The sequence below is a fragment of the Maribacter sp. UBA3344 genome (genome assembly GCF_002362375.1).
Lineage (GTDB): Bacteria > Bacteroidota > Bacteroidia > Flavobacteriales > Flavobacteriaceae > Maribacter > Maribacter dokdonensis.
On sequence record NZ_DERI01000021.1, the window covers coordinates 65,825 to 78,768 of the forward strand.

A 12,944-nucleotide genomic window follows, 5' to 3' on the forward strand; every position below is an offset into this window, starting at 1 on the left:
AAAATCCCAAGGAAAATATAATTAGATAAAAATGGTAGTGTTTTTTGCATCCATTGGGCTGAAATGTTTCTATTTTATTCGAAATAGATATTTCCCAAATAAATGGTATAACCGCATGAAAATGAGTAAAATATTGTTATTAAGTCAAAAATTTATGGTTTTAAATTAGTGTACTAAGTAAAAAAATCGTGGTAAAGTTTAGGGTAAAAAAAATCTTTAAAAACTTTTGTTAAAATAAGATCTAAAAGATGATTCTAAGCGTAGATAGGGAGAATGAAATAAATACTAGAACCATTTATGAAAACCAAGAACACTACCATAAAAAATATGAAAACCGTAAACAACAAAACCGAAAAGAAAACTAAGAAGTCTTTCTTTTCCAAAATTGCCAACCAAATAGAAAATGCCAATGCATGGGGTGTTTTTGTAATGGGCAGCACATTTGTATTAATGTTTGGATCTGCTTATTTGGCTTATATATTACAGAGCGATTTTTCAGACTTACATTTAGAACGCAGAAGTAGCTTAATAGGATTTATTTTTATGATCGTTGCTGCGGCCTTCTTTGTATTCAAGTTAAGTTTTTTCATCTATACGTTTGTCCGTTTTTTAAAGTACAAGGCTATACCTTCAGTTTCAGATGATGAACTGCCTACGGTGACCGTTATTGTACCGGCTTATAATGAAGGAAAACAAGTTTGGGCCACCTTAAAAAGTTTGGCAGATAGTGACTACCCAGAGCATAAAGTGCAATTATTGGCAATTGATGATGGTAGTAAAGATGACACTTGGAACTGGATGCAAGAGGCAAAAAAAGAATTAGGTGACAGGGTTTCAATTTGTCAGCAGCCTAAGAATATGGGTAAACGTCATGCACTTTACAGAGGCTTTAATGAAGGTACAGGTGAAATTTTCGTTACTGTGGACAGTGACTCTATAGTTGATCCAGATACTTTAAGAAATTTAGTTAGTCCGTTCATTGTTGATGAAAACTGTGGTGCGGTTGCAGGTAATATTCGTGTTTTAAATAACAAGAAGGAAATTTTACCTAAAATGTTAGATGTAAGTTTTGCACTTAGTTTTGAGTTTGTACGTTCTTCTGAAAGTACTTTAAATTCAGTTTTATGTACTCCAGGAGCTTTGGCAGCTTATAGAGCTACTGCGGTATTTGGTTGCTTAGATGAGTGGATCAACCAAACCTTTATGGGGCAGCCTTCTGATATTGGTGAAGATAGAGCTATGACCAATATGATTTTAAAGCAAGGTTTTCACGTATTGTTTCAAAGAAATGCTTTTGCTTATACCAATGTTCCTGAAAAATACAAGGGTCTGTATAAGATGTTCATTAGATGGGGTAGAAGTAATGTTCGTGAGAATATTCAAATGTCTAAATATGTATTTACGAACTTTAGAAAAGGACCAAAAGCAGGTACCAGATTATTATTCTTCAGCCAGTTCTCAAGAATTGTATTGTGTTACCCATTTGTACTGTTCATGTTAGTTTTTGTTTTCACGCATCCGTTGTTGTTCTTAAGCTCAACGTTCTTAAGTATTTTGGTACTGTCAACATTCCCGGTAATATTTTACGCAAAAAGATATACGTTCTCAGAGTCTTTCTGGGCATATTCTTACAGTGTTCTATATACTTTTGGTCTGTTCTGGATTACCCCTTATGCTATTGCAACGGCAAGTAGAAGAGGTTGGTTAACAAGAGAGTTGCCGCAGAAATAAATAATACAGAAAATATAAAGGGTCTCAATTTCAATTGAGACCCTTTTATTATGACTTAAAATATAGATATGATTCGGTAATGGCTAGCTTAAATTTTTAAGAGGACTCCACTCTTGGTAAAATTGTTCTAGAAAGTCTATCATATATTGGTGTCTTTGCTGGGCCAATCGCTTTCCGGTTGCGGTGTTCATTTTGTCTTTAAGTAACAATAGTTTTTCGTAGAAGTGATTTAGAGTAGGCGCTTTTGACTTTTTATACTCCTCTTTACTCATTTCCAAGTTAGGAGGTATACTGGGGTCATAAAGGGCTCTATTTTTAAACCCACCATAATTAAAGGCCCTTGCAATACCTATGGCGCCAATAGCATCTAAGCGATCGGCATCTTGTACTACCTGAAGTTCTTTTGACGTAAATAGTTTTTTCTTCATTTTACCATCATTTAAACCAGCCTTAAAAGAACTATATTTAATGATATTGGTGACGTGGTTAATGGTTCTTTTGGGAACTTTTAGACTTAACAAAAAGTTCTCCGCCATCTTTGGTCCTAAAGATTCATCACCATCATTAAATTTGGCGTCTGCAATATCATGAAGTAAGGCACCAAGGCTTACCACCAATAAATTTACGTCTTCCTCTTTAGCAATAAGCATGGTATTATTGAAAACACGTTCAATATGGAACCAATCATGACCTCCCTCGGCATTTTTTAGTGTTTCTTTGACGAAAATGATAGTTTCTTCTACGATTTCTGAGTTGGTCATTTAAAGGAGTTTATACCGCTTACTACGGATGCTTCAATTTGTGTTATTAGTTCATCAAGATTACCCTTGTTCTCTAAGGGTTGTTGTACCTCTAAACGTACCTTGGAACCTAATCCCATAGGAAATTGACCGAATCTTACCAGCTTCCATGAATTATTGATGCTTATGGGAACGATCAAAGCTGAAGGCGCTTTTTTAAGAAGCATTTTAAGTCCCATAGGTTTAAACGGTTTTGGGTGCCCATCCCTACTTCTGGTACCTTCAGGAAAAATTACCGCACTTCTATTATGTTTTTCAATGTACGATCCAAGTTTGCCTATCTCCATAATAGCGGATTTCCCATCCTTTCTATCTATAAGAACAGAACCACCATGAACAAGATTGAAGGAAACGCTTGGTATACCTTTACCCAATTCTTTTTTACTCACAAACTTTGGGTGGTGTTTGCGCATGTACCAAATCAACGGGGGTATGTCATACATACTTTGGTGATTGGTTACAATTATTAAAGGCCTGTTTGTAGGAAGATCGTATTTGTTGGTGAATTTATACGTAGTGCCTAAAATATTAGTGCTTCGCATTAAAAAGAAATTCAGCTTGCTAACAACAGGCTTTAGTCCATTGTACCCAAAAACTTTAAAACCAAACCATTGAATGGGGTGAAAAATAAGAAGACATAGCCCAAAAGCTATGAAAAAAAAGGGGGTTATTATATATGAAAGCAGTTTCTGCATCTTACAAAAATAAAAAACCGCTCAATTAGAGCGGTTTTTTAATACTATTATTTTACTTAAATAGAGTCTAAGACTGTAGTTTTAGCAAAACTCATCATAAGCTTGTGCTAAATTTTGAGCGATCATTTCAGCTGGTCTACCTTCAATATGGTGACGTTCGATCATGTGAACCAATTCTCCATTTTTGAACAAAGCCATTGACGGCGATGATGGAGGAAAAGGGATCATTAGATTTCTTGCTGCATCAACCGCTTCTTTATCAACACCGGCAAATACCGTTACGGCATGATCAGGTCTTTTACTGTTCTGCAAGCTCATTTTGGCCGCAGGTCTTGCATTGGCAGCTGCGCAACCACAAACAGAGTTTACAACAACTAAAGTTGTTCCTTCTTTGTTAATGGCATCGGTAACTGCATCTGCAGTATATAATTCTTCAAATCCGGCAGAGGCCAGATCATCTCTCATTGGTTTAACTAATTCCGCAGGGTACATATTCTTAATTTTTTAATTAATTGTTACAAAGATAATCAATTAGTCGTAGGACTGCTTTATACCTTAACGTTTCATTGGCCATACTTTCTATTCGTAATATTTTATCTTTGGCAAAATTGAGCATACGAAAATGATTAAATGGTTAGGGGCCGTAATTGGTTTTTCTTTTAGAGGGTTATCTGGAGCAATTTTAGGCTTCTTTGCCGGCAGTATAATAGATAACTTTTTTGGGTCTAGTAAGGGCAGTGCACGTAGCGTTTTTGAAGATTATACCAGACCAAATGTTACGGCTGCAGATTTTGAATTGAACTTGTTGTCTTTATGTTCTATAGTTATAAAGGCAGACGGACAAGTAAGCCAATCAGAAATGGACTATGTACGTCAGTACTTTGTGAGCACTTATGGGAAGGATAAGGCAAATGCCATTTTTAGGAGATTCAATGAAATCAATAAAAAAGGACAGATATCCGCACAAAACGTGTGTACATTTTTGGCACAACGTACCCGCTATGAGGTTAGATTGCAATTATTACATTTTTTATTTGGTATAGCACAATCAGATGGCAACATTAGTAATCCTGAAATTCAAAAAATTAGGGAAATTGCAGGTTACCTTAGAGTATCATTGAACGAGTTTGAAAGTATTAAAGCCATGTTCGTGAAATCTGCTAACAATGCTTATAAAATTCTTGATGTGCCTAAAACTGCCACTGATTCCGAGGTGAAAAAGGCGTACAGGCAAATGGCAAAAAAATACCATCCGGATAGGGTCAATACTCAAGATGAAGCTATTAAGAAAGGTGCTGAAGAGAAATTTAAACAAGTACAAGAGGCTTACGAAACTATACAAAAGGAACGCGGATTAAATTAGTTTGAACAGATAATATAAAAGTGCAATGCAAGAATTTTGGTTTTATATAAAATTAGGTTTGCAACATGTATTGGATATCAATGCATATGACCATATCCTTTTTTTGACGGCGATGGCGCTACCATTTACGTTTAAAAGCTGGAAAAACGTATTATGGTTGGCAACCGTTTTTACGATAACCCACTGTTTAGCTTTGGTTTTCTCGGTTTATGAGATTATGGTAGTAGATGCTACTTGGATAGAGTTTTTAATACCTGTAACCATTTTAGCAACCGCGTTGTTCAATATAGTAGATGTATTGTTGCTTAAAGAAAATAGAACAATTTGGTTTCATATGTTGGCAACAGGTTTTTTTGGCCTGGTTCATGGTTTTGGCTTTTCCAACTACTTTAAGATGATGATTATGGGTGAAGAAGATAAGCTTGCACCTTTACTGGGTTTTGCTGGTGGAATAGAATTATCTCAAGTGGTTATTGTTTTGTTGGTATTGGTCCTAGCTTTTGTTGTCCAAACACTAATGAATGTTAAACAGCGTGTTTTTATATTGGTAGGCAGTATTGTTGTGATACTGATAACCTTACCGTTGTTATATGAAACATTTCCTTTTTAGATTGTTAAAGTTTAGCCTAACATAATGTTGTTACTGTTCAAAGCAGGTAACTTAGGGTTATGCGCTTTTATAAAGCTCACCGTTCATGAAAAAAGAAAAACAATTAAAATACGATAGGGCCTATTTAAGAATGGCCACGGAATGGGGAAAATTATCGTCATGTAAAAGAAAACAGGTAGGTGCAATTATTGTCAAGGATAGAATGATCATATCTGATGGTTATAACGGTACCCCTACCGGTTTTGAAAATTATTGTGAAGATGAAGATGGGTATACCAAGTGGTATGTTTTGCATGCAGAGGCCAATGCCATTCTTAAGGTTGCCAGCTCAACACAATCTTGCCAAGGGGCTACTTTATACATCACTTTATCTCCCTGTAGAGAATGTAGTAAACTAATTCATCAGTCTGGCATTAAACGTGTAGTGTATCAAGTTGGTTATAAAGATGATTCAGGATTAAAATTTTTAGAGAAAGCTGGGGTTGAAATAGAACACATGCCAGAAATAAATGTGACAAACTAACGTTAACACTAATGATGAACAAAAAATACAGTGCTCTTTTTCCTTTAATTATCGCTTCTGCTCTTGCATTAGGGTTTTTTATTGGGGGAAAACTGAATTTTAATGATTCTCCCGAAAGACTATTCTCTACCAATTCTAAAAAAGATAAATTAAACAGACTTATAGATTACATTGATTACGAGTACGTAGACGATGTAAATACAGATAGTATAGTCGATGTTACAGTGAATAGTATCCTAGAAAAATTAGATCCCCATTCGGTCTATATTTCAGGAAAGGAAATGTCTAGCGTAGCAGATAATATGAAAGGTGATTTTGTTGGTATAGGCATTAATTTTTACTCTTATCATGATACCATAGCGGTAATCAAAACCGTTAAGGATGGTCCTAGCCATGCAAAGGGAATATTACCTGGCGATCGTATTTTAATGGCTGATGAAGACACGCTTTACGGTCATGATTTTCCTAGCGAAATTATTGTGGACAAGCTAAAAGGTAAAGAAGGTACTTCGGTTGACCTTACTGTCTTTAGAAAGTCTGAAAATAGAACGTTTAACGTTAAAGTAAAACGTGGTATAGTGCCTTTAAAAAGTGTAGATGCCTTCTACATGCTAACAAAGGATATGGGCTATATTAAAGTGAATCGTTTTGCTGAGTCTACCTATAAAGAATTTAAAGATGCTTTAGGAAAATTACAAAAACGTGGTGCCCGCAAGTTGGTTCTTGATCTAAGGGATAATCCAGGCGGTTATTTGGGTATGGCAGAAGAAATGGCGGACGAGTTCTTGGAAGATGGTAAACTGATCTTGTTTACTAAAAATAAGAAGGGAAAAATCAGTAAAAGTTTCGCAACTGACGAAGGTAGTTTTGAAGATAAGCCTATTTATGTTTTGATCAACGAAAGATCTGCTTCGGCTAGTGAAATTGTTGCCGGTGCGTTACAAGATAATGATATAGGTACCATTGTTGGTCGTCGTTCTTTTGGTAAAGGTTTGGTACAGCGAGAAATGGCTTTAGGCGATGGTTCTGCAGTTAGACTGACCGTTTCTAGATATTACACCCCAACGGGCAGAAGTATTCAGAAAACGTACGCAAATGGCACTAAAGATTATTATCAACGTTTTACCGACAGATACCATAGTGGCGAAATGATTTCGGTTGATAGCATAAAAGTGGCGGATTCATTGAAATTTGTAACCCCTAAGGGAAAAGTGGTCTATGGCGGTGGCGGAATAATACCGGATGTCTTTGTGCCTATCGGTTCAAATGAGGAAGAGGCAGTGGATAGTATGGATAATTTGGGCTTTATTTCATTTTTTGTATTTGAACATTTAGATGAAGATCGTGAACGGTATGCCCAGTATACCCAAGAGGATTTCGTGAACGATTTTAGGGTAGATGATATCCTTTTTGAAAAGTTTGTGGAGTATTCGGTAGATAGAAACCTAAGAATGAACTTCTATGAGCATGAGAATAGCATTAAACTGTTCTTAAAGGCTAATATTGCAGAACAACTGTTCAATACAAATATACATGCCAAAATTAAGGCAGATGAGGACTTAATGCTGCAGAAAGTATTGGAGTTAGATGGTGGTGGTATTGAACAGCAAGAGTCTGGCGCAATTAAGACCTACAACTAATCTTGGTTCATCTTATCCTGAATCTTCTTGCTGGTTACAAATACCAAAAGTAGTACTATAGCACATAAAGATGCCATAATACCGATCAATGCAATGGTACTGTTCTTTTCAAAAGGATCTGCAAAATTTACCAATGTGACATTATAGGCAATTAAAGCAATTGCAATAACTATGAATATTATGGATAACGTCTTGCTCATATAATCTTGTTTTTATAAAAGTACAACCTTCTAACGGTCTAGAAAAGTTGATTAATGTTAGCGGCGAATAATTTAACGGCGATGGCCATAAGAATTACCCCAAAAACCTTTCTAATTACATTAACACCATTTTTGCCTAGCATTTTTTCGATCTTGCCCGATGATTTCAATACTATGAACACGAATATAATATTGACGATAATGGCAACGATTATATTTTCTACATAATATTCAGCTCTTAAAGAAAGTAAAGAGGTCAATGTACCGGCACCCGCAATTAATGGGAAGGCAATGGGTACAACAGATGCACTCTCTGGTTCGTCATCCTTGTATAGGGTAATGCCTAAAATCATCTCAATAGCCAAAAAGAAAATAATAAAAGCTCCCGCAACGGCAAATGAATTTACATCAATACCGATCAAGTTCAATATCTCCTCACCAAGGAATAAAAAGGCTACCATGATCACGGCAGCTACAACAGAAGCTTTTTCAGATTGTATGTGCCCAACCTTTTTACGTAACCCTATGATAATGGGTATACTGCCTAAAATATCTATTACGGCAAATAGAACCATGCTAGCTGTAGCAATCTCCCTTAAGTTAAAATGAAATTCCATCTTTCAAATTTTTTGCAAATTTACGTTTTATGTATGCATTTGGATCTTTATTCTTAAAATAATCCATCTCAAAGACTTTTTTAAAATATGTATCTTGCGGCCTTTAAACTAAGCCATGTTTCAATTAGGGAAAACCATAGTGTCCGAGGAAATAATAGAGAATGATTTCGTTTGTAATCTTAGCGCCTGTAAGGGTGGTTGTTGCGTAGACGGAGAGGCAGGTGCTCCCGTAGAGGATAGTGAAACGGAAATTATGGTAGATATCTATTCAAAAGTAAAACCTTTTCTAAGACCTGAGGGGATTTCGGTTATTGAAAAAGAAGGAGCTTTTGTGAAGGGAGAAGATGGTGAATGGGAAACTCCGTTAGTAAACGGTAGTGAGTGTGCCTACGTAATTTTTGATGAAAAAAAAGTTGCCAAATGTGGTATTGAAGAGGCTTATAACCAAGGTGTGATCAACTGGAAAAAACCGGTTTCATGTCATTTATACCCTATAAGAGTTCGTGAGTACACAGAATTGACTGCGGTTAATTACCATAAATGGCATATTTGTGACCCTGCATGCGCCTTGGGTGACGAATTAAAAGTGCCCATTTATAAGTTTGTGAAAGAAGCGTTGATCAGAAAATTTGGTGAGGCTTGGTATAAAGAGTTAGAAGAGGTAGCTGAGGACCATCTTAAATAGTAGGTATATAAATAACGATTTGTGTGCCGATCGGATTTGTATCATCATCAAATTTGTCAATGATATCAACGTGGAAATAGTTTTCATAGTCACGGGAGAAATTTGCCAAACGCTCTTTGGTAATATCGATGCCAACAGATTTTCTTTTAAGTACTTTACTGTCTTTTATTCGCTCTGCAGCATCTCTACCTACACCGTTGTCCGTTATTACGATCTCTATAAAGCCGTTTTTACCTTTTTTTACTTCTAAGTCTATATTTTTGGCACCCTCCTTTGAAGATAGTCCGTGCCATAATGCATTTTCTAAAAACGGTTGTAGAATTAGCGATGGAATTTTAATGTTATGAATATCAATGTCGTCTTTTATATGGACGTTGAAGTTGATTTCATTAGAAAACCTAATGTTCTCTATGTTCATATAAAGCTCAACAGTTTCTAGTTCCTCTGCTAGCGAAATCTCGCGTTGGGAAGATGCCTCAAGTATCTTTCTTACCAGTTTTGAAAATTTGTTGAGGTAATGAACGGCATTTTTCTTCTCATTGTTTATGATATATAATTTAATTGAGTTCAGTGAATTGAATAAAAAATGTGGATTCATTTGGCTGCGAAGCATACTTTGTTCCAATGTCAATAGCTTTTTATCTGCATTCAATTGGCTCTGGCGATAGAGAATGTATAAAATACCTATCAATAGTATAAGTGATATACCTATGATAATCAACATGGTCTTGTTTTTCTTCAACTTTAAACGAACAGATTCATTCTCTTCTGCAAGACGTTCTAGTTGATTGGCCCTCATTTCAGATTCATATCGCAAAATCATATCATTCACATACCTAAGGTTGAGAGAGCTTGTTATGCGTTCTTCATATTTTTTAAAATCTTTATAGTAACGCATTCCCTTTTGGTAATCGTCACGTTTGATCCATAGTTCAGATAGAAATTTATTTGCTTCTGCTATTTCCGCGTTCAGTTTGTTCGTTTTTGCCAATGCTAAACCAGATTCTAAATTGGTTTCTGCGGCATTATAATCCCCTAAACGAATAAAGGCCCAGCCAAGGTTTATGTAAATGGTAGTAATGAGTTTATTGTCATCTAAGGAAATTGCTTTCAACAAATTTGATTGTAGAATGTCTATAGCTTCCTGAATTTTGCCTTGATGGACATATACATGGGCAATGTTGTAGTTACACGTTATTTTGCCCTTATTAGAGTCCATAATCTCATAATAAACAAGGGATTTTCTGAAGTTTTTTAAAGCGGGCTCCAATTTGCCTTGGGCTTCATAACATTCGCCCAGGTTTTTATGGTTAATGGCCAAGCCCAGCTTATCGTCCAATTCTTTTTCAAGAATCATCGATCTCTCGTACTTTTCTATGGCCAGGTCATACTGCTCAAGCATTTGGTAGGTTGCTCCTATATTATTTAAAGACGCTATAATGCTCTTTTTGAGTCCGTCGCTGGGTGTAGCTACAGTTTCAGCCAATTCAAGTGCATTTTGACTATAGTCCAAAGAGGACTTAATGGCTTCTGTCCTTGAATATACACTGCTGATCATATTTAGGCTGTAGACCCTAAATTCTATATTGTTTGCTTCAACCGATAATTGGAGTGCGTCTTGGTATAAGGCTAAGGCTTCTTGGTATAGTGCTTGATCACGGTACAATGAACCAATTTGATTGAGCGCATATACTTGTCCTAAAACATACTTATTGGTAATTGACCTTTCTTGAATATAACGAAGCGATGTGCTATCATTACTGTATGGTTTTAGAACATCATCAATTTCTTTATGGGTTTTTGGTACTACCGTTAAAAGGCTGTCCATGTTTTCCTTTAAAACAGTAGATATGTCTTGCGAGTAACCGTAAAAAGACAGCACTAAAGCATAGAGAAGTAAGAATGAAATTTTATACCTAATGATGTACACTATTATTTTAGAAAAGCTTTGAAATGGTTTTTACGGATGTTGACTTACAACATGTCTAAAAAATCTGATTTTTTTTGTCTGGAAACAGGTATTTTATGGTTGGACTTTAATACCACGTAACCATCTGTCTTCAAGAATTCCTTTATTTTATTTAAATTAATGATGTATGAATTATGAATTCTGAAAAATGAATCGGAAGGTAGTAATTCATTTACCTCTTTCAATTTTTTGGTTAACACTATTTTTTGACCATCTGTTAAAAAAATGGTGCTGTAGTTACCATCAGATTCTGCGTATAATATTTCATCGCTTTCTAGAAATAACAATTTGCCGTCGGTATTTAAAGTAATACGCTTATGTATGGCTCTTGAATTATAGTTTAAAAGTACCATTTCCAATTTCTCGACAGAAAAATTGTTATTGTTGAATTTTTTGATCTTTGCAATGGTTTCTTCCAAATCATCGGTATCGATCGGTTTTAATAGATAATCTAGCGCCTGACTCTTAATGGCCTTTAAGGCATATTGGTTATAGGCGGTAGTTATTACAACAGGAAAATTTTTGTTAGTCAGTTTTCTAATGAATTGAAAACCGTCCATTGTGGGCATTTCTATATCTAAAAATAGGCAGTCTGGCGTGTGTTTTTCTAAGTAGGTAAGTGCTTCATTTGGATTGGTAAATGAGGCAATTACGTTGATTTCATCACTAAAATTAGTGAGCTCCCACGTTAAGCTTTGCAGTGCTTTTATTTCATCATCAACAATTACAGCTTGTAGCATAAGGTTAGGGTATCAAGTTAGAAAGTTATGAAAAATTAAGTTTTTGTATGGTTTTTGAATGCTATTTTGTGTCAATGGATCTAATTTTAGTGTAATCGGTATATTTTGACTAGGTGCCTATTATTTGGATTTATAAATACAAAAAGAAAGAAAAATACTACAAATTATATTTATGAAAATTCTTTTGAATTTTTCATGTTCCGATTATACATAAAAGAGTGCAGATTATACAAAATAGGTGTTTGCTGTTTCAGCTTAAAATTACCTTTAGCCTAGATTTTCAGTATATTATAAATGAAATTGAAATGAGAAAATGCGGTTATATGTTGGCATTTTTTATTGTAATCTTATTGATTGCATCTCATTTTATGGAAGATGAAGAGCCAATTAATGAGGGATTGGAAGTAGCTATTGAACTAAAACAAAATAAAGTGACCAGACCATAATTCAAAAACTCAACTAATGATCATGAAGAATAGTTTTCGGTTTGTTGGTAAATTTTTGAAGTTGGTTTGCTTTGGTATTGTACCATTTATGCTATTAAGTGGTGGGTCAAAAGTTGGGGTTACTAATAATAAATTGGATGATGGCACTTGTAGTTTTAACATCATTGGCAGTACTAATTTTCATATAGACGGTTTTGCATCGTTTAAAAGAATTACTGAACCTGATAACTTTGGAAATATTGCAGATAAATTAGTGTTGAGTTTTTCTAATTGTGATACTAAAAAGATGCATAATCTGGAAATTGTTATCGCATCGACTAATACTGATGACGTTGGTGTTTCGGTCGGTAAACATAAAATTAAAAACATTCATTGTCTGATCAATAGATTCAGCGGTGTATATGGTTTTGCCGATTTAAGTGAGGTAGGTGAACTGCCTTTCTTTGTGAAATCTGGTGATGTTATAATAAAGGAAAGTATTTCTAATAAAGTTGATGGAAATTTAGAAGTACAATTAGAAAATGCTAACGGAGAATCTTTGAATGTCAAGGGCTCTTTCAATGCACTAATAAAAGTTTAAAAATAGTACGGTTCTTTATAAGGTAGTGTATGTTGCCTTATATCTAATGTTTGAGCGCCATATAGTATAAATACGATTAGTCGTATGATTACATTCTAAGAAAAGGTTTCGGGGGAACTACCTTTATTAGTTTTGGTGGGCATTTTTCATAATAGAAGCATTAGTGGGGCCGTACATTTTTTATGGAATACACTTACCTGTTTTACCTCTTTTTATAAACTAGTTTTAATAAACCATTGAGTATGGTTTTTTATACTTTTTGGTTTAAAAAATTCATGTTTAAAGTTTACCTAAAATTAACGCTAAGCCCTTATTTCGCAAAGGTTAATGAACACTAGGAGTACA

The 12,944-nt window shown here is 35.0% G+C and carries 15 protein-coding genes; 8 read left to right on the forward strand and 7 right to left on the reverse strand.

Annotation, left to right across the window (positions count from 1 at the left end; genetic code table 11):
- Window positions 1-297: 297 nt before the first annotated feature.
- Window positions 298-1,731 (forward strand): glycosyltransferase, encoded by a 1,434-nt coding sequence (locus B2Z27_RS13530; RefSeq protein WP_058104419.1) that lies wholly within the window; start codon window positions 298-300, stop codon window positions 1,729-1,731.
- Window positions 1,732-1,814: 83 nt separating this feature from the next.
- On the opposite strand, the gene B2Z27_RS13535 is transcribed toward B2Z27_RS13530, so the two are convergent.
- The 3 genes from B2Z27_RS13535 to B2Z27_RS13545 form a co-directional block, all read right to left on the reverse strand.
- On the reverse strand, window positions 1,815-2,492 hold the full coding sequence (locus B2Z27_RS13535) for an HD domain-containing protein (protein ID WP_058104418.1): 678 nt from the start codon (window positions 2,490-2,492) through the stop codon (window positions 1,815-1,817).
- A complete protein-coding gene (locus tag B2Z27_RS13540; RefSeq protein WP_339633826.1) occupies window positions 2,489-3,073 on the reverse strand; it encodes a lysophospholipid acyltransferase family protein in 585 nt (194 codons plus the stop codon). Before B2Z27_RS13540 ends, B2Z27_RS13535 begins: the two co-directional genes overlap by 4 nt.
- A gap of 234 nt (window positions 3,074-3,307) precedes the next feature.
- The gene (locus tag B2Z27_RS13545) at window positions 3,308-3,718 is read right to left on the reverse strand and encodes a BrxA/BrxB family bacilliredoxin (RefSeq protein ID WP_058104416.1); all 411 of its coding nucleotides are present in this window, start codon (window positions 3,716-3,718) and stop codon (window positions 3,308-3,310) included.
- A 130-nt stretch (window positions 3,719-3,848) separates the two neighbouring features.
- Between B2Z27_RS13545 and B2Z27_RS13550 the strand changes: the two genes are divergently transcribed.
- The 4 genes from B2Z27_RS13550 (at window position 3,849) to B2Z27_RS13565 (ending at window position 7,362) form a co-directional block, all read left to right on the forward strand.
- On the forward strand, window positions 3,849-4,589 hold the full coding sequence (locus tag B2Z27_RS13550; protein ID WP_071340957.1) for a TerB family tellurite resistance protein: 741 nt from the start codon (window positions 3,849-3,851) through the stop codon (window positions 4,587-4,589).
- Between the two features lie 25 nt (window positions 4,590-4,614).
- Window positions 4,615-5,199 carry a HupE/UreJ family protein gene (locus B2Z27_RS13555; RefSeq protein ID WP_286814052.1) on the forward strand — a complete coding sequence of 195 codons (585 nt, stop codon included), beginning with the start codon at window positions 4,615-4,617 and terminating at the stop codon, window positions 5,197-5,199.
- 85 nt (window positions 5,200-5,284) lie between these two features.
- Window positions 5,285-5,722, forward strand: a complete 438-nt coding sequence (locus B2Z27_RS13560; RefSeq protein WP_058104413.1) for a deoxycytidylate deaminase — start codon at window positions 5,285-5,287, stop codon at window positions 5,720-5,722.
- Between the two features lie 14 nt (window positions 5,723-5,736).
- The gene (locus B2Z27_RS13565; protein ID WP_286814141.1) at window positions 5,737-7,362 is read left to right on the forward strand and encodes a S41 family peptidase; all 1,626 of its coding nucleotides are present in this window, start codon (window positions 5,737-5,739) and stop codon (window positions 7,360-7,362) included.
- Here B2Z27_RS13565 and B2Z27_RS13570 read toward each other — a convergent pair.
- Together B2Z27_RS13570 and B2Z27_RS13575 are read right to left on the reverse strand one after the other, a co-directional pair.
- Window positions 7,359-7,562: a hypothetical protein gene (locus B2Z27_RS13570; protein WP_058104412.1), complete on the reverse strand. Its 204-nt coding sequence runs from the start codon at window positions 7,560-7,562 to the stop codon at window positions 7,359-7,361. The genes B2Z27_RS13565 and B2Z27_RS13570 overlap by 4 nt on opposite strands.
- Window positions 7,563-7,600: 38 nt before the next feature.
- Window positions 7,601-8,179: a MarC family protein gene (locus B2Z27_RS13575; RefSeq protein WP_058104411.1), complete on the reverse strand. Its 579-nt coding sequence runs from the start codon at window positions 8,177-8,179 to the stop codon at window positions 7,601-7,603.
- 115 nt (window positions 8,180-8,294) lie between these two features.
- Here B2Z27_RS13575 and B2Z27_RS13580 point away from each other — a divergent pair, with 115 nt between their 5' ends.
- On the forward strand, window positions 8,295-8,864 hold the full coding sequence (locus B2Z27_RS13580; RefSeq protein WP_091607665.1) for a DUF3109 family protein: 570 nt from the start codon (window positions 8,295-8,297) through the stop codon (window positions 8,862-8,864).
- On the opposite strand, the gene B2Z27_RS13585 is transcribed toward B2Z27_RS13580, so the two are convergent.
- Complete coding sequence (locus B2Z27_RS13585; RefSeq protein WP_286814053.1) at window positions 8,857-10,692, reverse strand: tetratricopeptide repeat-containing sensor histidine kinase; 1,836 nt, start codon at window positions 10,690-10,692, stop codon at window positions 8,857-8,859. The genes B2Z27_RS13580 and B2Z27_RS13585 overlap by 8 nt on opposite strands.
- A gap of 146 nt (window positions 10,693-10,838) precedes the next feature.
- On the reverse strand, window positions 10,839-11,573 hold the full coding sequence (locus B2Z27_RS13590; protein WP_058104409.1) for a LytR/AlgR family response regulator transcription factor: 735 nt from the start codon (window positions 11,571-11,573) through the stop codon (window positions 10,839-10,841).
- A 305-nt stretch (window positions 11,574-11,878) separates the two neighbouring features.
- On the opposite strand from B2Z27_RS13590, the gene B2Z27_RS13595 reads away from it, so the two are divergent.
- A complete protein-coding gene (locus B2Z27_RS13595; RefSeq protein ID WP_175518860.1) occupies window positions 11,879-12,019 on the forward strand; it encodes a hypothetical protein in 141 nt (46 codons plus the stop codon).
- A gap of 22 nt (window positions 12,020-12,041) precedes the next feature.
- On the forward strand, window positions 12,042-12,599 hold the full coding sequence (locus B2Z27_RS13600; RefSeq protein WP_286814054.1) for a hypothetical protein: 558 nt from the start codon (window positions 12,042-12,044) through the stop codon (window positions 12,597-12,599).
- Window positions 12,600-12,944 lie beyond the last annotated feature (345 nt).